This is a genomic window from Solwaraspora sp. WMMD791 (genome assembly GCF_029581195.1).
Taxonomy (GTDB): Bacteria; Actinomycetota; Actinomycetes; order Mycobacteriales; family Micromonosporaceae; genus Micromonospora_E.
Genome location: NZ_CP120737.1, coordinates 193,777 through 215,884, shown reverse-complemented (window position 1 = coordinate 215,884; position 22,108 = coordinate 193,777). Strand labels below are relative to the sequence as shown.

Here is a 22,108-nt window from a genome sequence, read left to right as displayed (position 1 = left end):
GGCGCGCCGCGATGTCCGAGGTGACCGCACCGTACTGGCGGTTGGAGACCCCGACCGACGAGCTGGGTCCGTGGCAGGTCATCCGAGGGCTGCCGGACGCGCTCGGTCCCGCCCTGCGGCTGATCCGGCAGGCGGCCCCGCGCGCGGCCGTGACCGTCCTGGTCCTGCACCTCGTCGCCGGGGTCGCGACCACGTACGGGCTGGTCGCCACAGCCGGTGTGCTGGAGCGGCTGTTCGCGGCCGGGCCGACCGGGGCCCGGCTGGAGTCGGCCGTGCCCGCGCTCGCCCTCGTGGTGCTGGCCTTCGCCACCCGGGCCGGTCTGGAGATCGCGGCCACCCTGGCCCAGGCCCGGATCGCCCCAGCGGTACGTCGCCTCGCCGACGAACGGCTCGTCGCGGCCGGGTTGGCGGTGGAGCTGACCGCGTTCGACGATCCGCGGTTCCTCGACCGGATGTTCCGGGCCCGCGACCGGGGCCTGCTCTACCTGCAGCGGATCGTCGACAACCTGGTCGAGGCGATCGGCGCGCTGCTGGCCGTCACCGCGGCGGCGGTCAGCCTGACCGTGCTGCACCCGGTGCTGCTACCGATCCTGCTGGTCACCGTACTGCCGGACGGGTGGGCGGCGCTGCGGGCGGCCCGGCTCGGTTACGCGAGCAACGCCCGGCTGGTCGCGCTGAACCGCCGGGTGTCGATGGTGACCGACCTGGCGACCGAACGGGAACCGGCCGCCGAGGTGCGCGCCACCCAGGCTCAGGACAGTGTGCTGACCCGGTACCGGCAGGCCGCCGACCTGGTCCGCGACGAGGAGGTGGCGGTCGCGTCGGCTCAGGTACGGGCGCGGGCCCGGGGGCGTGCCCTGGCCGGTGTCGCGCTCGGCGGCGTGTTCGCGGCCCTGTGGCTGCTGCTCGACGCCGGATGGATCCCGCTCGCCGTCGCCGGCACGGCGCTGATCGCCACCCGGACAGCCGTGGCGGCGCTTGCCCGCCTGGTGCGCACCGCCGACCAACTGTTCGAGCAGGGCCTGTACGTCGCCGACTTCCACGCGTTCCTCGCCGACGCGGTCACCCGTACCCGGGCGGCGGCCGGGCCGGCGGCACCGGCCGCCCCGCAGCGGATCGAGCTGCGCGACGTCGGCTTCCACTACCCCGGCTCGGCGCCGGTGCTGCACGGGGTGAACCTGACCCTGCACTGCGGACAGACGGTGGCGCTGGTCGGCGAGAACGGCTCCGGGAAGACCACCCTCGCGAAGATCATTGCCGGGCTGTACCGGCCGACCGCCGGGTCGGTGACCTGGGACGGCACCGACCTGGCCACGCTGCACCCGGCCACCGTCGCCGACCGGGTGATGATGGTGCTGCAGGACCCGGTCCGCTGGCCCGACTCGGCCCGACTCAACGTCCGGATGGGACGGTTCGACCGGGCCGACCCGCACGACGAGGCGCTGCGCCGGGCCGCCCGCCAGGCGCTCGCCGACGAGGTGGTCGACCCGCTGCCGCAGGGCTGGGACACGCTGCTGACCACCGCGTTCACCGGCGGCGTCGACCTGTCCGGCGGCCAGTGGCAGCGGCTCGCGGTGGCCCGGGGCCTGTTCCGCGACGCGCCGGTGCTGATCTGGGACGAGCCGACCGCGCCGCTGGACGCCCGCGCCGAGTACGCCGTCTACGAGGCGCTGCGCCGGCTCGCCGCCGGCCGCACCGTCGTGCTGATCACCCACCGGCTGGCCAGCGTGCGCAACTGTGACCGGATCTACCTGATGCACGACGGCGAGATCGTCGAGCAGGGCAGCCACCAGGAGCTGCTCGCGTTGGGCGGCCGGTACGCCGAGCTGTCCACCCTGCAGGCCCGGATGGCAGAGGACCCATGGCTGTCGCTGCAGCCGCGTTGACCCGGCTCGCCGACGAGCTGTCCGGCACGCTGTCGACGCCGGAGGACCCGGAGTACGTCGACTGCCGGCTGCCGTTCCTCGCCCAGCTCGACGAACGGCTGCCGCAGGTCGTGGTGCGGGCGGCCGCCGCCGCCGACGTCCGGGCCGGGCTCGCGTTCGCCCGCGCCCATGGGCTCGACGTGGCGGTACGCAGCGGCGGGCACAGCTTCGCCGACCGGTGCAGCACCGACGGGCTGCTGCTGGACCTCGGCGGGCTGCGACAGCTGCGGCGCGACGGCGACCTGGTCACCGCCGGCCCTGGGCTGCGGATGCGCGAGATGCGGCGGCGGCTGGCCACCGACGGGCGGACCGTCTCCGCCGGCTGGTGCCCGGACGTGGGACTCGGCGGTGCCGTGCTCGGCGGCGGGTACGGCAGCCTCGGCCGGCTGTACGGCCTGGGCAGCGATCATCTGGTCGCCGCCGAGGTGGTGCTCGCCGACGGCCGTACCGTGTGGTGCGACGCCGACCGCGAGCCGGACCTGTTCTGGGCGTTGCGCGGCGCCGGCGGCGGCCTGCTCGGCGTGGTCACCACGTTCGTGCTGCGCGCCCGGCCGGCGGTGCCGGCGACGTTCTTCGAGTGCCGCTGGCCGGTGCGCCACGCGGTGGACGTCATCGGCACCTGGCTGGGCTGGGCACCGGAGGCACCCGACGAGGTCAACTGCGAGTCCGTTCTGGTCGGCCCGCACGACCCGGCCGACGAGCCGTACGTGGCCGTGTTCGGCATGAGCGTCGGCACCGGCACCGGCTTCCTGGACCGGTTCGCCCCGGACCCGGAGCACGTCGAGATCCGCGAGCTGCCGGCGGCGGCAGCGGTTGCGGTGAGCTACCCGGAGAGCCCCGACGACCTGGAGGTGACCGGACCGCCGTGGGGCGTCTCGGCGGGCCGGCGGCTGTGCCGCTCGGAGTTTTTCGACCGGACGCTGCCGCCGGACGCGGTCGCGGCTCTGGTCGAGCACCTGGTGGCCGACCGGGCCGCTGGGCAGTCCCGCGAGCTGGAGTTCATCCCGTGGGGCGGGGCCTACGGGCGGGTCGCCCCGCACGCGACGGCGTTCGTGCACCGCCGGGCCCGGTTCATCCTCCGGCACACCGGTTACGCGGTCCGCCGTACCACCGACGCCGTCCGGCGGGACACCCGACGCTGGGTGGACCGGTCCAGGGCGCTCGCCCACCCGTGGGGGTCGGGCCTGATCTACCCCAACTATCCGGAGCCCGACCGGTCCCCGCTGGACCCGGCCTACCACGGCACCAACCTCGACCGGCTCCGCCGGACCGTGGCCCGCTACGACCCCGACGCTGTCTTCACCCGCTGACCTGCGAGGCGGTCATTCAGGTTCCCTGGTCGTGAGGTGCCGGTCGTCAGCCCGAGCGCCGTCGCCAGCCGGGCGACGCCGGCAGTGTCCGGCCCGCACCGGGCAATCTCCGCCACGACCGTACGGACGGAGGGCCGGCAGCGGATCTCAGCCGGTACGACGCGGTCCGCCTCGACCAACCACCGTCCAGCCCCGGCGAAGTCACCGAGGTCGAGGTACGCCCGCGCGGCATCCACCAGGTACGCCGCCCGATGCTCCGCCGGCAGCCCGCGCCACGCCTGCCGCCGGGTGGCCGTTTCGTGTCGGCGTACCGCCTGCCGGGCGTCGCCCGACTCCACGGCCGCCACGACGTGCGCCAGCTCGACGGCCGCCGGGCCGAAGCTCGCCGTACGGTAGTCCAGCCCGTCGCCGATGCGGCCGGCAACGTCAGCGGCCCGGCCGAGCAGCTCACCGACGCTGCGGGTTTCGCCGCAGCCGGCGGCGGCCAACCCGGCCTGCAGCAGCAACGTCCCGTACACCGTGCCGCACTCGACCGATGCCGCAGCGACCCGGTCGGCGGCGGCGACCGTCGTCGTCATCGCCAACCGGTCCTGGCCCAACCCGCGCAGCGCCTGCCCGAGCGGCACCGCCGCCGACCCGGCCAGCACCGGATCGCTGCCGGCCACGGCAAGCGCCCGATCGGCCGCCAACCAGGCCAGCTCGGGTTCGCCGACCTTGACCAGCACGAGCGCCACGACCCGGTACGCCCGCACCAACAGCTCCGCCCCAGGCCCAGGCCCAGGCCGGGTGGCGTGCAGCCGCCGAGCGGCGTCCAGCAGCTCCGGTGTCATCCGCAGCAGCCGGGGATAATCCCCATGCTGGTACGTCGACCACGCGTGCTCGACCCGCTGCGTGACCTCGCGTTCCACGGCCGGTCCGCTGTCGGCGGCGGTGAACATCTCGTAGCTGGCCAGCGCCGCCCGGACCGCCGCCACCCCGTCGACCGCCCCGCCATGCTCCGATGGCCGGTCCGGGCCGATCAACTCCGCCGGGTCGACCCGCAGCACCTCGGCGACCTGCCGAATCAGCGAAAACCGGTCCAACCGCCGGACACCACGCTCGACCTTCTCCACCCAACTCTTCGACCGGCCGATCCGGTCGGCGAGCACCTGCTGGGTCATCTGCCGGCGTACCCGCCACAGGGCGACCCGACGCCCCACCGCCACGCTCACGGCCGCCCACCCGCGTCGATCCAGGTCCCGTCGATCCAGGTCCAGGAGACGAAGCGTTCGTACAGCTCGGCCGGGTCGGTGATACCGGCCTCCTCGGCGGCCAGGGTCAGCAGCTCGCCGACGTCGACCGACAACGCGACCGGCTCCCCGACGTACGCCTCCGCCAACTGCGTCCGGCCCGGCGGACACGGCCACGGCGTCCCGTCCGGACAGACCGCGCAGCACCACGACGGCCGTACGGGCTCGTGCACCGGCTCCCTACCGGTTGCGGGTGTCCTCATGGCAGGTAGTGCCGGCCGGCGTTACCGCCCCGGTGCTGCGCCCGATCCGTACGGGTCGCCGGCCGACGGTCCGACGGTGGCACCGTACGGTCGGCGTACCGCCGCCGACCTGGCACCGGATACACCACGTCCATCGGTACGTCCGCACGTTGAAACCACTTCCCGAACACAACGCCCCCTCAACGAGAATTGGAGGGCGGCGACCCGAGGTGGCTCTCCACGTCGACCCCGAGCCGCCGCCCAGCAGGCGGGCCCGACGCGGGAAGGCGATCACGGGTACACGTCGGGCCCAGCTAACGCGAGGCCGCGCCGCCGCCGAACTCACAACCCCGATGTGGGACGCGACGGCACAACCTCTGCCAGTAGCCTGCCCGGCACATTCAGTGAGGTCTACTGTTCAGCCGTTCGCCGGCCGCTTGCGAACAGCTTGACGCAGACGTGCCGACCCGGTGGCGTCGGCGACCACAGCGACTTCGTCCAACGCAAGGGTCGCCGCTTTCCGGTCGCCGATCGCCGAATGCACGTCGGCCAACGCGAGTAGGTAGTCACCGGCCCACTCCGCGTGCCGTTGCTCATCTGGAAGGGCAGCAAGACCAGCGGTCAGGTCGGCGATCGCGGCATCGGCGGCATGCCGGTCGACGCCGGAATGGATCGCGTGTACGAGGCCGCGTTCCATCGTCAGGAAGGCGGATGACCGGTAGTAGTGCCACGGCGGCGGGTCACCGCCACTGATCTCGAACTCCGCACCGAGTTGATCAGCTTCTCGGATTGTCTCAGTCGCTGCGCGCCGGCCGTCCACGTGTGCCACGGCCCGAGCGAGCTGAAGTGTGTCGTAGACCCGCTCACCGATATAGACCTCGGTGCCGCCAGCAAGCGCCGCTCGGGACAGTTCCGCAGCTTCCGCCGGACGCCCGCACAGTTCCGCCAGATGTCCCTGGAAGCTGATCACGAGAGCGGTCAGGTCGACGTCCCCCGCAGCCACTGCCGCTGCTTCGGCCTGAGCGAGAACTCGACGGGCTTGCGCGTACCGGCCAAGGGTCATCTGCAGCCATCCGACCAGTTGCGCGGACTGTGCGACGAGATGCAGCAGCCTGGCTCGACCAGCCCCGGTGGCGCTGGAAGTCAACTGCTCGACCGCAGCCAGGTGCGCGGCTGCGGCGTCGACGACCGCAGCCGATCCGACGGCATCTTCGAGATGCCGATGTTGGGCGAGAATCACCGCCAGTGCCTCTGCTGCGGCGGCACTGGTGTCGCCGGCCGCGAGACGGGAACGCTGGTCGTCGTCGAGTTGCCCCGCGTCGTCGACGACAAGCTGCGCCAATCGACCGCCCGCGCCGAGTGCGACGTCGAGGTGCCTGGCGACCTGAACCGTCGGCGTCTTGCGGCCAGCTTCGAGTTCGCACAGGTAGCTGGACGAGTAGGCGACCCGTCGTCCAAGTTCCCGATAGGAGAGACCAGACTGCTTACGCAAGGCACGCAGGGTGGTCGGCCAGCGTGGATCAACGATGATCATCGTCGCGGCTCCCTAGCGGGCGGCGTGGAGGGGCGCGGCCGAACCGAGCGCCACCATGTCCGACCGTACCCCTCTACTTACACGATCCTCTTTTGACACACGGTTCTGCCAGGGGACCACGTCAGCGGAGCGGCATTTGTCCCAAGGGCCAGCGGTGACGTCGGTCAGGCCAGCTCACCGTAATGCCGCAGCAGGCTGTTGACCTTGCGCAGCTTGTCGATGGTGTCGGGCGGTGGCGGGTCCGGGTTGAAATGCATGACGTCGTTGCGGATATGCCGGATCTCGTGCAGTCGGTCGATGAACGTCCGACGGTCGAGCGGCCAACCCAACGTGCTCCAGACGCTCGTGTCGTCCAGGACCCGCAGGTAGTCACCCATGCTGAGGTCGTCAAAGGAGTTGACCGAACGGTTACACAGCTTGCCCACCTGATCGAGGTCGACCCGACGGGTGATGATCCGACGCAGGCTCCGGTCCAACTCGCCGATCTGAAAAAAGGGCATTGCCATCTCGCCGTACGCCTGCACCACGTCAGCGGTCGTGACGATGCCGGCAACCACGTTGTCCTCGGCGCGGACGAACACGTAGCCGCCACGCCGCAGATCGGGCAGCACGTCGATCAACTCGCGGTCGTAGCGTACGGCGACGGCCTCGGGATCGATCGCGTCGGTCAGCTTCGCGTTCGGGTCGGCATGACGAGCGTGGGCGATGGACTGCCAGGTGACTGCGCCCCGAAGGTTGCGTGGTCCGTTGAGCACGGCCAGTTGCGAGTAGCCGTTGAGGAGCATCTTGGTGATGGCCTCGTCGAAGGTGGCGTTGGGCGCGACGTGCTTCAGCCCACCCAATGCGGACGGCAGGTTGCCGACGGTCAGCCCGATCGGGTCGTCGTCCAGGTCGTCCGCAGGCCCTGCCACTGTTACGGGACCTGCTGCCGCAGCCGGTGAGTCGTCGGTGTCGCCGGATGCCACCACCAGCCGTACGGTCGAGTCCAGCGTCACCTTGCGGAAGCTCGGCGAGGTCACCAGCCCATGGTTGGCAAGATCGTCCTCGATCCGGCCGATCTGGTCACCACGATCCTTGGCGCCCCACAATGACAGCAGTTCGCGAACTGAGAACTGCTCGGGCTGGTTCTCCTCCGCCCGCTGGCGTGCTTCCCGAAGCCGTTGATGCACCCTCCGGTCGAATCCCTCGACACCGGGCTCATCAGGCGGACCCGCCGCAGCGCGGTCGAGCAGTTCCTGGCGCAATGCGTCCAGCGGGCGCCCGTTCTCCTCGACTGTCCACGCCAGCCAGCCGTCCACCGCCCGCATTCCGGCGGCGGCCATCGCTGCTCCCGACGGTGAGGAGAACTCCTGGCCGTCGGGAAGCCGGATGCGGCCGTTCTCGATGATCTCGGCGTGGTAGGTCTCGCCGACCCGCCGACGGACGAACCGTAGCCGCGCACCTGGCCGCAGCAGACCGGCGCGCAGCAAGTCGCTCACCCGAACCCGACGACCGCCCAGCAGATAGGTCGTTCGCTGGGTCGGCCCGACGCGGGGTTCCCACTGGCTGTCGCTCATTCCGTTCATCCGCCCCGTCAGCCTCGCCGCAGGTTGGCATGTTTGCCACGACCGGCGACGAGGAGGTTGAGGATCCGCTTGGCGACCTCGTCCATCCTGCCGCTCGACGGGACGTTGAGCGTCTTTGCGATCTCCTGCAACCGAGTCTTCTTGAGCTTGAGTGCCGCGAGCCGTTCAGTGGCCTCGTCGATCGTCTGGCAGGCGCGAAGCTGCGTCACCACCGCACCGGCGTCGAACAGTTCGTCCGGCAGCGTCTGCTTGCGACTGCCCGGCGGCCGCCGGGTGACCTGCGCGGGCGCGGGCTCAGCCCCCGGTACGGCGACAGGCTCGACCGATGGCGCGGCGACGGGTACGGCAGATGGCGGTTCGGCGGTCGTCGTCGCCGCGTCGCTGAGAAGGTCCAGCAGCGCCAGGCGGGCACGCCCTTCGACCAGGGCTAGGAGCCGGTCGCTCGGCAAATCGGCGAGGAACGTCGCCATGCTCGCCTGCGCTCTCAGCAGCAGCTCGATGTCCCTCACCGTGCTGCCCCCGTTCCGACAGAGTCGAGGATCTCCGTGGTCAGCTTGCGGAACTCGACGACCACGTCGTCGGTAACCGGCGCACGCAGCACGGCCGGCACACCACCTTCCCCTGCGTCGCCGAAATACCGAGGGCTGTCCCGGATCATGCCGTTTAGCGGCAGGATGTCGCTGTTGAGGCGAACATCTTCCATGTAGTACCGCTGAGCACCGATTGGCTTCTTGGCGTGGAACTTCACCATTGTGAAGACCACCCCGAGATACCTGGTCCGGATAGCCCTGTCACTGTCATTCTTTGCGGCGCCGTGATTGACATAATCGTTGTACTCTGCGACCAGTTCGTCACAGTTGCTGGCCAGATACTGGATGCCGAGCGTGGACAGGTAGTCGGGCTTGGCCGGCACCAGGACATGGTCGCTGGCGACAATCGCAGTCTTGGTGACCAGGCCGAAGTTCGGCGCGCAGTCGATGAGGACGAGATCGTACCGCTCGAACTCCTCGTGCCGGAGCGCACGCGCGAGACATCCGTGCAGGTCGAGGAACTTACGCTTGGACTCACCGAGGGTGGTACCGGCGCCGAGGCGCGCAGCGAGTCGCAGGTCGATGTCAATGAGCTTCAGGTGCGAGGAGATCAGGTCGAGTCGACCCCCCGACTCCTCCAGTTCCGCGTTGACCCGAGGCGGCGTAACGATGAGATCCTGCAGTTCGACCTCACGGCCCGGCATCTCCCCCTCATACCACCGCATGATCGTCGCGTCCTTGCTGAGCTCCTCCCGCCACTGGTCTACGCTGTAGAAAGAGAAGGTAAGGTTCGCCTGCGGATCAAGGTCGATCAGTAGCACCTTGTGCCCACGACTCGCAACATCGGCACCCAGATTTGCCGTTAGTGTCGTCTTGCCGACACCACCTTTGTAGTTCATGATCGCGATGACCTGCACGGAGTGCTCCCGTCGATCGACAAGCAGATCCGGCGACAATACCAGGAGTGCCGTCATTAACAAATGGCCGTGAGCTTCACGTAAATTGCCAACTAGTTGTCACATCGACGCTGGCGAGAGGGTTCACGACCCCGTCAATCAACCGCCAGGACAGCGACTGAGCAGGACTTTAGAACACACGTTTGAGGACCGGGTCCGGCCAGGCAACTCCTCGCCGGAAAGATCTCCTCGCGGAGCTCAAGGGCCGACGATCCGGTCCGCACGCTTTCCATGCAGGCCACGTTCGATGATCCACAGTGGGATGACATTGAGTGTTGATGTGATCACTATACGAACATATGGTGGAGGTGCTCGCCGAATCCCTTGTCGATGGAGACGATCAATGCGAGGTCACCGCAGCGCCGCATCACGCACGTTCGGATCGGGCCGGCTGACCGCCGTCCTGACGATCACGGCACTGCTCGCCGCAGCGCCAGCACCGGCGGCGGCCCACCCGCAGGTTGCGGAGGACATCGAGCCCGCCGCGGTCAGGGCAATGGACATCCCAGGTGGTTTCGCTAGTTGGGCCGAGCTGTTCACCATGCAGGACAAGCTCAACGTCGCAGCGGACGCTCTGCAGGCCCTGCGAGACACAGAAGGCACCGGCTACGCCGGCCTCACCGCCGACCCGGCCGACCGCGCGGTCCACCTCTACTGGAAGGGGTCGGTGCCTTCAGCGGTGCACAGCCTCGCACGGGATCAACTGGTGCCGGTCCAGATCCGGCCGGCGCGCCATACCGAGGCGGAGCTGTCCGCCCTGGCCCGGGAAGCGGTCACCGAGGGCCGGCTCACGTCGGCCGCACCGCGAGCAGATGGCAGCGGCATCGTCGGCGACAGCCGACAGGTGGTGACGGCCGGTGTGGCGCCAGCCGGCGACGAACCCTCGAACAAGATTGCGACAATGCCGCCGTTCGGCGGCGGCTTCCAGTTCCGGAACGTCGACGCGCAACTGAGCTGCACTCTCGGCTTCACCGTCAACTACGGAAGCAACAAGCACATCGTCAGTTCCGGCCAGTGCGGTGATGACGGAGATCAGACGACGGTGAGCTACATGTCCCACGGGGACATCTTCGGCACCAACAAGGCCAAGGACCTCCTGCTCGTCGAATCGTGGCGGCCCCAGAACCTCATGTACTGGCCTCGCGGCACCGCTGGCCGTCGGGTCCACGACGCACACGGCAGTCACGTCGGCAACTACGTCTGCACCATGCGTGAGTACGACGAGTTCTGCGACATGCAGGTGCAGGCGACGGGCGAATATGTCGACATCGGCTATCTGATCGGGCCGCTGGTCCGAGCGGAGAAGTCCGACGGCGGGTGTGTGTTCACCACGGACCGGCTCGGCGGCCCTGTCTACACCGTGCGGGAGGACGGCTACTCCGTCAATGCGCGCGGCACGCTGAGCGCCGGGGTGCTCGATACCGTCTGCCCCATCTACCAGGGCACCGTCGCGGGCTCCAGCGTCATCTGGTACGTCGACATCATGGACAGCCTCGCCGAGTACGGGGCCACCATCGCCACGTCCTGATCATCCGCCGAGGGCGGCGTCACCACTTCGCGCAGCGGTGACGCCGTTCTCATCACTAGGGCTACGGCAGGGCGGGGGTCAGTGCGGCGCGGCTGTTGACCCAGACGACCAGCAGCGCGCAGCCGGGCAGTGTTGACAGCGCCAGCAGCGGTGCCTGGTTGACCGACAGCAGGGCGGCCAGCAGCACGACCAGGCTGAGCAGGCTCAACGGTGTCCGGCGTACCGCCGACCAGGCCGCGGCCCGGACGGCCGCCCGCACGCCCAGGCCTGGGGCCAGCTCGACCAGGGCCAGCAGCAGGACCGTCGCGGCGAGGACCACGACGGTGGTGACGACCAGCAGCGGTACGAGCACCGCTGCAGCGCCGGCGTCGTGCAGCCAGACGATGTCGGTCACCAGGACCGCCATCAGCGCCGTGGCCGCCGCCCACCGGGCCAGCGCGGCGGCGAAGTTCCGCCGGTACGCGCGGAAGTACTCACGTACCGGTGCCCGGTCGTCGTCCTCGGCCTGCCGCAGGTAGCCGAACGCGGCGGCGACCGCCGGCCCGACGCTGAGCGCCAGCAACCCGAAGAAGACCGGGTAGCGCCACGGCTGGGCGACGACGGCGAGCGCGACCAGCAGCGGCAGGTTGGTGATGGCCAGCCCGAGGTTGACCACCAGCACCCGGTGCACCAGCGACCAGATGACCGACCAGGTGTCCGCGCCGACGTTGACCCGCGCGGCCAGCGACGGCCGCAGCGGTTGGCGCACCCCGGCCGCGCTCACTTCAACCCACTCGTGGCGATGCCCTGCACGAAGTAGCGCTGGCCGAGCAGGAAGACGACCAGGATCGGCAGGATCGACAGCACCGAACCGGTCATGATCATGGCGTACTCGGCTTCGTAGAGGCCGATGAAAGTCCGTAGGCCGATCTGTACGGTCCACAGCTCGTTGCTGGTCAGGTAGATGAACGGTCCCATGTAGTCGTTCCAGGTGTTGACGAAGGTGAGCAGCGCCAGGCTGGCCAGCGCCGGCTTGGACAGCGGCAGCACGATGCGGGCCCAGATGCCGTACTCGCTGAGCCCGTCGATGCGGGCGGCCTCGGTCAGCTCGTCGGGGATGGTCAGGTAGTACTGGCGCATCAGGAACACGCCGAAGGCGCCGAACGCCTGCAGCAGGATCAGCGACAGGTGGGTGTTCACCAGGCCGAGCCGTTCCATGATGATGTACTGCGGCACCATGTACGCCTGCCACGGCACGGCGATCGTGGCGATGTAGGCGAGGAACAGCAGGTCCCGGCCCGGGAAGCTGATCTTCGCGAAGCCGTACGCGGCGAAGCTGCCGGTCAGCACCTGCAGGAACGTGATGGTGACACTGAGGAACATCGAGTTGTACAGGTAGGTGGCGAGCGGGATGCGGTCCCAGATGCGCAGGTAGTTGTCGAAGTGGAACTCCTGCGGGATCCACTGGATCGGCACCGTCAGCACCTGCGAGTCCAGTTTGACCGAGGAGACCAGCATCCAGGCGAACGGCACCAGGACGGCCAGGCCGAGGACGGTGAGCAGGATCTGCCCGACGGCCCGCCGCAGCAGCGTGAGGCTCATTGTTCACCCCTTCGCTGCAGCCGGAACTGGACCACGGTGATCACCAGGACGATGACGAACAGCACCATGGCGATGGCCGACGAGTAGCCGAACCGGCCCTGGGTGATGCCCTCGCGGAAGATCAACTGGGACAGCACCAGGGTGGCGCGGCCCGGACCGCCCTCGGTCATCACCTGGATCAGGTCGAACACCTTGAAGCTGGAGATGGTCAACATGATCAGGACGAAGAAGGTGGTGGGCCGCAGCGACGGCACGGTGATGTGCCGGAACCGCTGCCAGGCCGACGCCCCGTCGGTGCGGGCGGCCTCGTACAGCTCGGGTGGGATGGTCTGCAGCCCGGCCAGGTAGAGCACCATGTAGTAGCCCATGTCCCGCCAGACGCTGGTGATGATGACCGCCGGCATCGCCCAGGTCGTCGAGGTGGTCCAGCCGGGCGGGTTGTCGACGCCGATCGCCCGCAGCAGCTGGTTGACCGGCCCGGCGTCCGGGTTGAACAGCATGTTCCACACCACGGCCACCGCGACCAGGGCGGTGATGTAGGGGAAGAACAACGCCGTACGGAAGAACCGGACGCCGCGCATCGCCCGGTTGAGCAGTACGGCGAAGCCGAGCGCGGCGACCAGGGTCAACGGGATGTGCCCGAGCGCGTAGTAGGTGGTGTTGTACAGCGCGGTCCAGAACGTCTCGCTGCCCACCATCCGGCGGAAGTTGTCCAGCCCGACCCATTCGGGGCTGCTGTAGGAGTTCCACTCCATGAAGGCCAGCGCCAGGGCGGCGACCACCGGCACCAGGGTGAGCGCGGCGAAGCCGATGAAGTTCGGCAGGATGAAGCTCCAGCCGGCCAGGGTGTTGCGTCGGCGCAGCCGACGGGCCGCCCCGGTGCCCGGCGGCGAACCGCCGGGCACCGGGGTGCGTACGGTGTCGATCGGGGTGTGGATCGCCATGACGGGGGTCAGTCGACCTCGGAGGTGACCCGCTTGCCCATCTCGGCGAGCCCGTCGTCGACGGACCGCTCGCCGATCATGATCAGCTCGTGTTCCTCGGTGAGGATGACGTCCACGTCGGAGGACTTCTCGCTGACCGGCATCTCCAGCATCACCTCGTCGGGCTGGAACGCCGCCTGGGCGACCTCGTCGTTGGTCATGCCCTCGACGCCGAAGTAGGTCTCGGTGATCGTCTCATCGGAGTAGGCCGGGTAGACGCCGATGCTGGCGATCGCGGCCGCGCCCTCGGGGCCGGCGGCCCAGGCCACGAAGGTCCGGGCGGCGTCGGCGTTGCGGGCCTTGTTGTTGACCGCGAACGCGGTCGGCGAGCCGAACGTGGTCACCGGACCGCCCTCGGTGACCTGCGGCAGCGGGGCGATGCCCCAGTCGACGTCGATGCTGCCGGCCTTCTTCTCCTCGATCAGCCGGGCGGCGTACCAGGTGCCCATCGGCAGCATCGCGGCCTGGCCGGTGGAGAACATCGTGTGGTACTGGACCTTCTGCGTCGACGCGGTCGCCCAGGGCATCGTGGCACCGGCGGCCTGCAGGTCGAGCACCATCTGGTAGCGGTCCTTGAGGAACCCGTACTCGCCGCCGATCAGGTCACCGCCGCTCTGCGCCGCCGCCGTCGAGTGGATGATGGAGCGCCAGGTGTGGTGGTAGGTGCCGTACACGGTGTCCTGGCCGCTGCCGCTGGTCAGCCGCTTCGCCAGGTCGGCGTACTCGGCCCAGGTCAGGTTGGTCAGGTCGGCACCGGTGTCGGCCAGCATCGCCTTGTTGTAGTAGAGGACCCAGAAGTCCTGCCGGTACGGCAGCGCGAAGTAGTCGCCGTCGATGTCGAACGGCTCCAGGCCGAGGTACTTGCTCTCGTCGAGCGCGGCGGCCTCGTCGGCCACCGACGCCAACTGGCCGCGCAGCGCGTACCGGGAGTAATCGGTGACGTTCTTCATGGTGAGTACGTCGGTCTGGTCACCGCCGGCGAGCATGGTGGTGACCTTCTCGGCGTAGTCGTCGGCGAGGATGTCCACCGGCTGCACGTCGATGTCCGGGTGGGCGGCCTCGAACCCCTCGATCAGCGCCGCGAACTCAGGGGTGCTGTCGTAGTTCCACAGCGCGACGGTCAGGACCTGCCGGCCGTCGCTGCCGACGGTCGGTTCGTCACCGCCACCGCAGCCGGCGGTGGCCAGGAGCAGGGCGGTGGCGGCGGCTGCCGCCCCGGTGAGACGTCGGTTCATGTGGTGACTCCTTAACTGGCGGGGTGCGGGGTGCGGGGGGTGAGTCGGGTGGACGGGACGGGTGCGGGTGACGGTCAGGCGTGCAGCGTGAAGGCCTCGGCGGTGACCTCGGCGTGCAGCGGTTGGGCGGTGGTCCACCGGGCGAGTTCGTCGAGGGTGTGGTCGGTGAGGCGGCGGATCTCCGTACCGAGCGATCCGGCCAGGTGCGGGCTGACCATGACGTTCGGGGCCGCCCGCAGGGCGGCGTCGGCGGGCAGCGGCTCGGGGTCGGTGACGTCGAGGATCGCGTACAGCCGGCCGGATCGGCATTCGGCGGCGAGCGCCGCCGGGTCGACCAGGCTCCCCCGGGCCGTGTTGATCACCGTGGCGTGGTCGGGCAGCAGCGCGAGTTCGGCCGCGCCGATCATGCGGTACGTGCTGGGCAGCTCCGGCGCGTGCAGGGTGAGGATCTCGCTGTGCGGCAGCATCTCGTGCAGGTCGACCAGGGTCGCCCCGGCCGCGGCGACCTCGGCCGGGTCGGCGTACGGGTCGGCGACCAGGCATCGTGCCGTGTCGAGGCAGCCGATCAGGTCCACCACCCGCCGGCCGATCCGGGAGAAGCCGACCACTCCGATGGTCCGGCGGTAGTTGGACAGGTCGCCGTGGCCGTGGTGGTGGCTCCAGCCCCGGTACGCCCCGTCGGGGTCGGCCGCGATGAACGGCACCTTCTTGCCGGCGAAGATGATCGCGGCGAGGGTGTACTCGGCCACCGGGACGGCGTTGGCGTCGGCCGCGGTGCTGACCCGGATGCCCCGGCGCCACAGTTCGTCGCTCACCAGTGACCGGACGCTGCCAGCGGCGTGGAAGACCGCCCGCAGCGCCGGCGCGGCGGCGAGTCGCCCGGAGGTCAACCGGGGCGCCCCCCACGAGGTCAGCAGGACCTCGACGGTCGCCAGCCGCTCGCGCACCGACGGCGAGTCGAGTTCGTCGACCCAGACCGGCTCGGCGAGGTCGACGAGTTGGCCGAGCCGCTGCAGGCGGGGCCCGTCGAAGTGCGCCCGGTAGGAGTCCCGGTCCATCACGACGAGGGCCTGCGGCGGGGGCTGCACCGGCAACGTGTCTCCTCGGTGACGAATCTCCGGCCGACGGTTGTCGTCGTGAGAACCACTTGGATTCGCCGATGTGACATGGTTAACCTTCGCCGAACAGGGTCGCTACCAGTCGTTCCTACTCGTTCGGAAACGATCGGAATCGAACATCGACGGGAGGCGGTACGGTGCCGGCGGACCGGATGTTCAACCTGCAGCGGCGCGAACGGCTGCTGGAGGAGTTGCGCCGCCACGGCGCGGTCCGGGTCAAGGACCTGGCACCGCTGCTGGGCGTGAGCGAACTGACCGTACGGCGGGACATCGCCGCCCTGGCCGAGAGCCAGCTGCTGACCAAGGTGCACGGCGGCGCGACCCTGCCCACCCAGCTGGGGCCCGCGCCACGACGCCCCCGGGTGGCACCGACCCGGTTCACCATCGGCATGGTCGTACCGTCGCTGGACTACTACTGGCCGCAGATCGTCACCGGGGCCCGCAGCGCGGCCGCCTCCCTCGGCGTGCACATCCAGCTGCGCGGATCCAGCTACGACCTGGCCGAGGACCGCCGGCAGATCACCCGGTTGATCGACGCGCAGCAGGTGCAGGGGCTGCTGCTGGCACCGAGCCTCGACGGCGACGGCGCCGCCGACATGATCCGCTGGATCGGCGACCTGCCGGTCCCGACCATCCTGGTCGAGCGGCAGACTCCCCGCTGGACACCGACCCGCCAGCAGCTCGAATGGGTCCGCAGCGACCACGCCCTCGGGCTGGAGATCGCCGTACGTCACCTGCACGCCCACGGCCACCGCCGGATCGGACTGGTGCTGTCCAAGGGCAGCCCCACCTCCGCCCACCTCGCCCAGGGCTGGGCGCTGGCCTGCGCCGACCTCGGCCTCCCCGCCGACCTGGTGATCCGGGAGGCGGTGGCGCTGGACGCGCCCGGCCACCGCACGATCATCGGCGACGTGCTGCGGCGGTGTCGACGCGAAGGGGTGAGCGCGCTGATCGTGCACGGCGACCCGGACGCCATGTCGGTGGCCCAGTACTGCGCCGAGCAGGGGTTGGCCATCCCCGACCAGCTCGCCCTGGTGTCGTACGACGACGAGGTGGCGCACCTGGCCGAGCCGGCCCTGACCGCCGTACGGCCGCCGAAGCACCAGGTGGGCCGGGTCGCCGTCGAGCTGATGGTCGCCCGGCTGGTGGAGGGCCGCCGCCGACCGGCACAACGGGTGCTGATCACCCCCGACCTGGTGATCCGTGACTCGTCCACGCCCCGGCCGGCCCGCTGACCCCGCGCCGTCGACAGCACGAACGGTTCAGCCGGGGGCGGACGACAGCAGCAGCGTCGAGAGGTGCCCGTCGGGCCAGCGGACGGCGACGGTGTCCCCGTCGGGGCCGGCGGTCACCGTCACGGCCGGTAGCGGGCCGGGGGTGTCCGCCTGCGCGCCGGCCAGCATGACCACCGCGGCGTACACCTGGCCGACGGCCGGCGGCGCGGCGGTCCGCAGCACCGGCACCGCCACCTGGTCACCCAACGGCGAGGTGGACCGCTCCCGGCGTACCAGTGCATGGGTGAAGCCGGCCAGGCCGACCAGCCGGGAGATGACCGCGGCACCGGCCACGACGCACGTCGGGGGGTCGACGCCGATGCGCGCCTGCGGCGGTACGTCACCCGCGACCGGCCAGCCGCTGCACTCCAGTACGGTGCCGACGTCGAGACCCTCGGTCGAGTCGAGCCGGGCCAGCCGTACCTCCACCGCGCCCCGGATCAGGGAGGCCATCGTCACCACCGGCCCCCGGCGGACCGGGCCGGCGCGGCCCGATCCATGGTCCGGTCCGGTGTCGCCGGCGGTGTCGACCCAGTGCGTCGCGGCCCGCGAGACCGCCTGGCCGACCCCGTCGACCACCCGGCAGTCGAGCGCCACGAACCCGTTGCGGTGGCCGCGTCGGCCGTCGGCGTCGACGATCGTGACCGAGTTGTCCGACGGGTCGCCGACGGTTTCGCCGGTCAGCGGCGGCATCGTCGCCGTCGAGTAGCCGAGCCGGGCGTACAGCGGCGAGTCGGCCCGCTCGTCGCCCGGCACCGAATGGTCGGTGCCGTGGTTGACCACCCGGAGCACGCCGTCGCGACGGGTGCCGGCGATCAGCCAGCCCGGCGTCGGCACCGCCACCAGCAGATCCGCCCGCTCGACCGGCAACGGCCGTTCGGTTTCCATCCATACTGGATGGTCGGCCGGCAGGGCCAGCCCCAGCATCCCCTTCGCCGCCCAGTACGGCGACCCGGGCCCGGAGTAGGACTGGGCCATCGCCGGCCACTCCCGGTGCCAGCCCAGCGTCAGCAGCCCCCGCCGGTCCGGTGCCCCGTGCTCGTGGAAGTACCGCAGCATCCCGCTGGCCGCCCGCCGCAACTGCCCCGCCGGCGCGTCGGTGGCACCGGTCATCGCCGCCACCCACAGCGGCGCCGCGGCGGCGAACCGGTAACTGAGGCTGCGGCCCTGCATCAGCGGAGCGCCGTCGGCGCCGATCAGCCGCAGGGCGTCGTCGACGTACGCCGACAGCCGCTGCCGCCACACCTGGCGCAGGTCGTCCGGGCACCCGTCGCCGGCCTGATCGGCCCAGAGCAGCGGATAGACGTGCAACGCCCAGCCGACATAGTGGTCGTAGGACCGTTCCGGGCCGTCGGAGTACCAGCCGTCAGCCCGGTACAGCGACTCGTGCACCGCCAGCCCCGACTCGATGTCCTGCACCGACCAGGGGCCGCCGACCGCGCGCAGGAACGTCTCCACGACGATCTGGAACCACACCCAGTTGATCGGCGGATACGGCTGACCGACGACGGTGGACAGCCAGTCGACGGTACGTTGCCGGGTCGCCTCGTCGAGCCGGTCCCACAGCCACGGCCGGGTCAGGTGCAGACCGAGCGCGATCGAGCAGGCCTCGACCTTGGCCTGATCCAACCGGTCCGGACGCGGCCAGGCGGTCGGCGAGGCCGGGTCGGTGCCGGCGCGCAGCCCGGCGGCGTACCAGTCGGCCAGCCCGTGCGGGTCGGCGCCGGCCTCGCCGCGCAGCCGGATCGCCGCCAGCAGGAACGACCGGGCGAACGCCTCCAGCGAATCGCTGTCCGGCCCGTACGCGCTGGCCGGGCCGGGCAGGTCGATCCGGGCGTGGTCGGGCGAGGCGTACCGGCGCAGCGCCAGCAGCATCCGGTCGGCGGCCGCCGCCCAGTGCGCACGGGTGTAACCGGTGTACGGCGACAGCCGCCGGTCGTCGGCGATCTGCTCCTCGGCGAACTCGTCGTCGGCAGTCAATCGGAGCCTCCGGAGACGGTCACGGTGACGGACCCGCTCGGGCGGGCCGGCAGAACGAGGACCAGCCGGTGCACCGCGTCGCCCCAGCAGTCGCGCAGCAGCGGGTCGTCGACCGGCTGCCGCTGCAGACGGCCGGCGCCCAGCCGCGGATCCCAGCCCAGCACGGCCACCGCGCCGTTGAGCGCCCGGACGGCGAGCCGACCGGCGGTGTGGGTCAGCGGTTCACCGGCGACGACGTGGTGCAGCCGCAGGTCGGCGGGGTCGTCGACCCGCCACCGCTCGGTGACGGTGACCGTCGACTGGCGGCGGTCCAGCCGTACCTGCCGCCGCCAGGACCGGCAGCCGGCCTCCGGCGGGTACGCGGCGGCCAGGTCGAGCCGCAGCGCGTCGGCGTCGACGCCGGTGTCGACGACGACCGACGAGGCCCGGAAGGCGCGGCCGGCAGCCTGCCCGTGGCCGCCGACGACCGGCAGGTTGTGCCATTCGCTGCGGGTGACCCACTGCTCGTAGCGGCGGTCGGTGAAGGAGATCGCGGTGTAGGTGGGCTGGCCGAGGTCGACCAGCACCGGTGCGCCGTCGAGCGCGACGAGGTACGAGCCGACGTCGTTGTGGTTGTGGTTCTCGTCGTTGTGCCCGCCCTTGACCGCCACGGTCAGCCCGCGCGGGCTGCCGGCCCGCTCCCGGCTGACCAGCAGTTGCAGGTCGGGCAGCCAGGTGGTGGCGGGCAGCGGCGGGGCGGCGGGCGGCTGGGCCGTCCACTGCGGATCGGTCAGGCCGAGCACCGCCCGGCCCAGCCCGGCGTCCACCGTCACGGCGGGTTCACCCGGGACCCGGTGGCTGGCGGCGTGGTCGACGACCTGCTGGTCGCCGGTGGCCCTGCCCCACCGGTGCAGTACCTGCCACGGCTGCGCGGTGCTCGGCCGGGCCGGCCCGTCCCCGACGTTGACGTACCAGCCGTCGCCGAGAGCCATCCGGTGCGGGTAGCGGGCCAGCTGCGGTAGTGGCGACCACCGCCACGGGTCCAACTGTCCGTCGAGGACCCGGTCGAGCAGGTCCAACGCCTCGGCCAGCCGGGCCGGCCCGTTCCACCAGTACGCGTACCCTTCGTCGCAGCCGCCGTCGGCGGGCAGCGAGCCGAGGTAGCGGTCGAGTCCGTCGACGACCAGGTCCACCACCCGCTCCCGGGTCGGCGGATCGTCGACCAGGAACAGCGCGGCGGCCAGCAGGTGGCCGTGGATCCACGGGTTCCAGTTGTGCAGGTGCCCGTCGAGGCCGAGCCAGTGCCATTCGCGGCTGCCCAGAAACGGCTCGACCACCCGCGCCCGGGTCTCCCGGCGGATCCGCTGGCGCAGCCCCGGCACCCGGTCGTCGAGCGCCGCGCCGAGGATCAGGTCGGCCCAGGCCAGTACGGCGACCGTCTCGGCGGCCCCGAGGTCCAGGAACGGCCGGTCGGTGTCGGGTACCACCTGGCCGGCCTCGGTGGCGAACCGCTCGTGGGCGGCCCAGCACCAGGTGCTCTGCTCGCACAACTGCAGCAGCCCGTCGGCGGCCTCGTCGAGGTAGGGCTGGCCGTGCAGCGCGGCGGCCAGCGCCGCCGTGGCGGTACGCCGACGCAGTTCGCCGGCAGGCTGCTCGTACGCGGTGCGGATCCCGTCGCGCCAGTAGCGGGCGTAGTCGGACAGCAGCAGTCGCGGCCAGTCGGTGCCCCGGTCGGCCTCGGCGGCGGCCACGACGGCCCGTACCGTGGCGTCGTCGACGTGCGGCCAGGCCGCCCGACCGGTGTCGCCGATGTCGAACGTCTGCCGGGCCCGGCCCAACGCCGCTGTCCGCAGCTGCGGCGACATCTCCGCCCACCGGCGGACAAGCGGTCCGGGCCCGGACCCGGCCGCCGCTGTAGGCGACCCGGACTCAGCGGGCATGGTGATCAGCGGAGGCCAGCCGCGCCAGCGACGCGGCGTCGGTGGCGACGTGATCAGGGTCGTCGTCGACCACGAACTCCAGCAGGGCGTCAAAGTCGCGGCCGGCAGCGCGTAGCACCGCGAAGACGTCGGACCAGAGCCGGTCGCGGGCGGTCAGCGGCAGCCGCTCGTAGCGCGGCCACCAGGAGAAGACGTGCACCGCGTCGACCCAGGGCAGCACTTGGCGCAGGTCGGCGACGGCGGCGGCGTCGGGCAGGTCGAGCGGCGGCTGCCAGTACGTGCGTACCGCCGGATGATCGACCTCGGCGAGCAGCCGCAGCGTCGACGCGGCGGTGTCGGTCAACGTGCCCGAGTGGTACTCGAAGGCCAGGGTGACACCGACGTCGGCGGCCCGCTGCGCGGCGGCCCGGGTGGCGGTCACGACCGCGCGGCGCTGGTCGGCGCTGGCCTGCGCCGAGCCGAGGGCGCCGGCCCAGATCCGGACGCGGGGGGCGCCGAGCGCGACCGCGCTGGCGAGTACGGCCGGGAAGTCGTCGGCCGGGTCGGAGCCGACCCGGTGGTAGGAGCCGTACGAGGCGACCATGACGCCCCGGTCCCGGCCGGCGTCGCGCACGTCGGCGGCGGCCCGGATCTCCCCCGGCGGTACGTGCACGTCGGCTCCCCACTCGATGCGGTGCAGGCCGGCGCGGGCGGCGACGTCGAGTACGGCGAGCGCCGACTCCTGCCGCAGGGTGACCGAACACATGCCACTGTGGATCTTCGGGCTCGTCGCCGGCACGCGCCCTCCTCGCTGGGTCGGCAAGCGCTTTCCGCGAGACCCTAGAGCAGCGGTTCAGCCGAGCGCAACAGCCTCACCGGGTCAGCCCGAGTGTCACGGCCAACCCGGCCACGCCGGCAACCGGCTCGCCGCGACCAGGCCACCGAGGTGCAGTGCCGCCCGCGCCACCGTCAACCAGGTACACCATCCCGGTGCTCGGCCGGCAACCCGCGCCAGCCGGGCCACCGCACGGCCAGCCGCCGCAGGTGGCCACCACCCGCGGGCGGCGAGCCACTTGCCGAGCTCGACGAAAACCGGGGTGCCTCTGCGCTTGGCGATGCGGGCGGGGATCGGATGCGGGCCAGCTGACTCGGCATCGGCGTGTCGAGTCGATGGGGCGCAGTGGATCAACGTCGACGTCCGGGTGGGTGGCCGCCAGTGG

The 22,108-nt window shown here is 71.1% G+C and carries 19 protein-coding genes; 4 read left to right on the top strand and 15 right to left on the bottom strand.

The window, feature by feature from the left end:
- Window positions 1–11 precede the first annotated feature (11 nt).
- Together O7623_RS01055 and O7623_RS01050 are read left to right on the top strand one after the other, a co-directional pair.
- Window positions 12–1,886 (top strand): ABC transporter ATP-binding protein, encoded by a 1,875-nt coding sequence (locus tag O7623_RS01055; RefSeq protein WP_282226687.1) that lies wholly within the window; start codon window positions 12–14, stop codon window positions 1,884–1,886.
- Entirely contained in the window at window positions 1,862–3,235 is a 1,374-nt protein-coding gene (locus O7623_RS01050; RefSeq protein ID WP_282226686.1) for an FAD-binding protein, read from the top strand. Before O7623_RS01055 ends, O7623_RS01050 begins: the two co-directional genes overlap by 25 nt.
- On the opposite strand, the gene O7623_RS01045 is transcribed toward O7623_RS01050, so the two are convergent.
- The 7 genes from O7623_RS01045 to O7623_RS01015 all read right to left on the bottom strand — a co-directional run bounded on the left by O7623_RS01045 (window position 3,205) and on the right by O7623_RS01015 (window position 9,252).
- Window positions 3,205–4,446 (bottom strand): helix-turn-helix domain-containing protein, encoded by a 1,242-nt coding sequence (locus O7623_RS01045; protein ID WP_282226685.1) that lies wholly within the window; start codon window positions 4,444–4,446, stop codon window positions 3,205–3,207. The genes O7623_RS01050 and O7623_RS01045 overlap by 31 nt on opposite strands.
- Complete coding sequence (locus O7623_RS01040) at window positions 4,443–4,727, bottom strand: hypothetical protein (RefSeq protein ID WP_282226684.1); 285 nt, start codon at window positions 4,725–4,727, stop codon at window positions 4,443–4,445. The genes O7623_RS01045 and O7623_RS01040 overlap by 4 nt, the downstream gene beginning before the upstream one ends.
- Window positions 4,724–4,861, bottom strand: a complete 138-nt coding sequence (locus tag O7623_RS01035; protein WP_282226683.1) for a hypothetical protein — start codon at window positions 4,859–4,861, stop codon at window positions 4,724–4,726. Before O7623_RS01035 ends, O7623_RS01040 begins: the two co-directional genes overlap by 4 nt.
- Before the next feature lie 263 nt (window positions 4,862–5,124).
- On the bottom strand, window positions 5,125–6,240 hold the full coding sequence (locus tag O7623_RS01030; protein WP_282226682.1) for a helix-turn-helix transcriptional regulator: 1,116 nt from the start codon (window positions 6,238–6,240) through the stop codon (window positions 5,125–5,127).
- Between the two features lie 164 nt (window positions 6,241–6,404).
- Complete coding sequence (locus O7623_RS01025) at window positions 6,405–7,796, bottom strand: hypothetical protein (RefSeq protein WP_282226681.1); 1,392 nt, start codon at window positions 7,794–7,796, stop codon at window positions 6,405–6,407.
- Between the two features lie 17 nt (window positions 7,797–7,813).
- Entirely contained in the window at window positions 7,814–8,314 is a 501-nt protein-coding gene (locus O7623_RS01020) for a hypothetical protein (RefSeq protein WP_282226680.1), read from the bottom strand.
- Window positions 8,311–9,252 (bottom strand): AAA family ATPase, encoded by a 942-nt coding sequence (locus O7623_RS01015; protein WP_282226679.1) that lies wholly within the window; start codon window positions 9,250–9,252, stop codon window positions 8,311–8,313. Before O7623_RS01015 ends, O7623_RS01020 begins: the two co-directional genes overlap by 4 nt.
- A 580-nt stretch (window positions 9,253–9,832) precedes the next feature.
- Between O7623_RS01015 and O7623_RS01010 the strand changes: the two genes are divergently transcribed.
- Window positions 9,833–10,819: a hypothetical protein gene (locus O7623_RS01010; protein ID WP_282226678.1), complete on the top strand. Its 987-nt coding sequence runs from the start codon at window positions 9,833–9,835 to the stop codon at window positions 10,817–10,819.
- 61 nt (window positions 10,820–10,880) lie between these two features.
- Here the strand turns inward: O7623_RS01010 and O7623_RS01005 are convergent, their stop codons facing one another.
- From O7623_RS01005 to O7623_RS00985, 5 genes are all read right to left on the bottom strand, one after another.
- Window positions 10,881–11,582, bottom strand: coding sequence for a DUF624 domain-containing protein (locus O7623_RS01005; protein ID WP_282226677.1), 702 nt, complete (start codon window positions 11,580–11,582; stop codon window positions 10,881–10,883).
- Window positions 11,579–12,400: a carbohydrate ABC transporter permease gene (locus O7623_RS01000; RefSeq protein WP_282226676.1), complete on the bottom strand. Its 822-nt coding sequence runs from the start codon at window positions 12,398–12,400 to the stop codon at window positions 11,579–11,581. The genes O7623_RS01005 and O7623_RS01000 overlap by 4 nt, the downstream gene beginning before the upstream one ends.
- Complete coding sequence (locus tag O7623_RS00995) at window positions 12,397–13,344, bottom strand: sugar ABC transporter permease (protein WP_282226675.1); 948 nt, start codon at window positions 13,342–13,344, stop codon at window positions 12,397–12,399. Before O7623_RS00995 ends, O7623_RS01000 begins: the two co-directional genes overlap by 4 nt.
- Window positions 13,345–13,352: 8 nt before the next feature.
- The gene (locus O7623_RS00990; protein WP_282226674.1) at window positions 13,353–14,618 is read right to left on the bottom strand and encodes a sugar ABC transporter substrate-binding protein; all 1,266 of its coding nucleotides are present in this window, start codon (window positions 14,616–14,618) and stop codon (window positions 13,353–13,355) included.
- Between the two features lie 74 nt (window positions 14,619–14,692).
- Window positions 14,693–15,706: a hydroxyacid dehydrogenase gene (locus O7623_RS00985; protein WP_282229683.1), complete on the bottom strand. Its 1,014-nt coding sequence runs from the start codon at window positions 15,704–15,706 to the stop codon at window positions 14,693–14,695.
- Between the two features lie 167 nt (window positions 15,707–15,873).
- On the opposite strand from O7623_RS00985, the gene O7623_RS00980 reads away from it, so the two are divergent.
- Window positions 15,874–16,971, top strand: coding sequence for a substrate-binding domain-containing protein (locus tag O7623_RS00980; RefSeq protein ID WP_282226673.1), 1,098 nt, complete (start codon window positions 15,874–15,876; stop codon window positions 16,969–16,971).
- A 27-nt stretch (window positions 16,972–16,998) separates the two neighbouring features.
- On the opposite strand, the gene O7623_RS00975 is transcribed toward O7623_RS00980, so the two are convergent.
- From O7623_RS00975 to O7623_RS00965, 3 genes are all read right to left on the bottom strand, one after another.
- Entirely contained in the window at window positions 16,999–18,990 is a 1,992-nt protein-coding gene (locus O7623_RS00975; protein ID WP_282226672.1) for a DUF2264 domain-containing protein, read from the bottom strand.
- Window positions 18,987–20,834 (bottom strand): heparinase II/III family protein, encoded by a 1,848-nt coding sequence (locus O7623_RS00970; RefSeq protein ID WP_282226671.1) that lies wholly within the window; start codon window positions 20,832–20,834, stop codon window positions 18,987–18,989. The genes O7623_RS00975 and O7623_RS00970 overlap by 4 nt, the downstream gene beginning before the upstream one ends.
- A 64-nt stretch (window positions 20,835–20,898) precedes the next feature.
- Window positions 20,899–21,687: a TIM barrel protein gene (locus O7623_RS00965; protein WP_282226670.1), complete on the bottom strand. Its 789-nt coding sequence runs from the start codon at window positions 21,685–21,687 to the stop codon at window positions 20,899–20,901.
- Window positions 21,688–22,108: the final 421 nt, after the last annotated feature.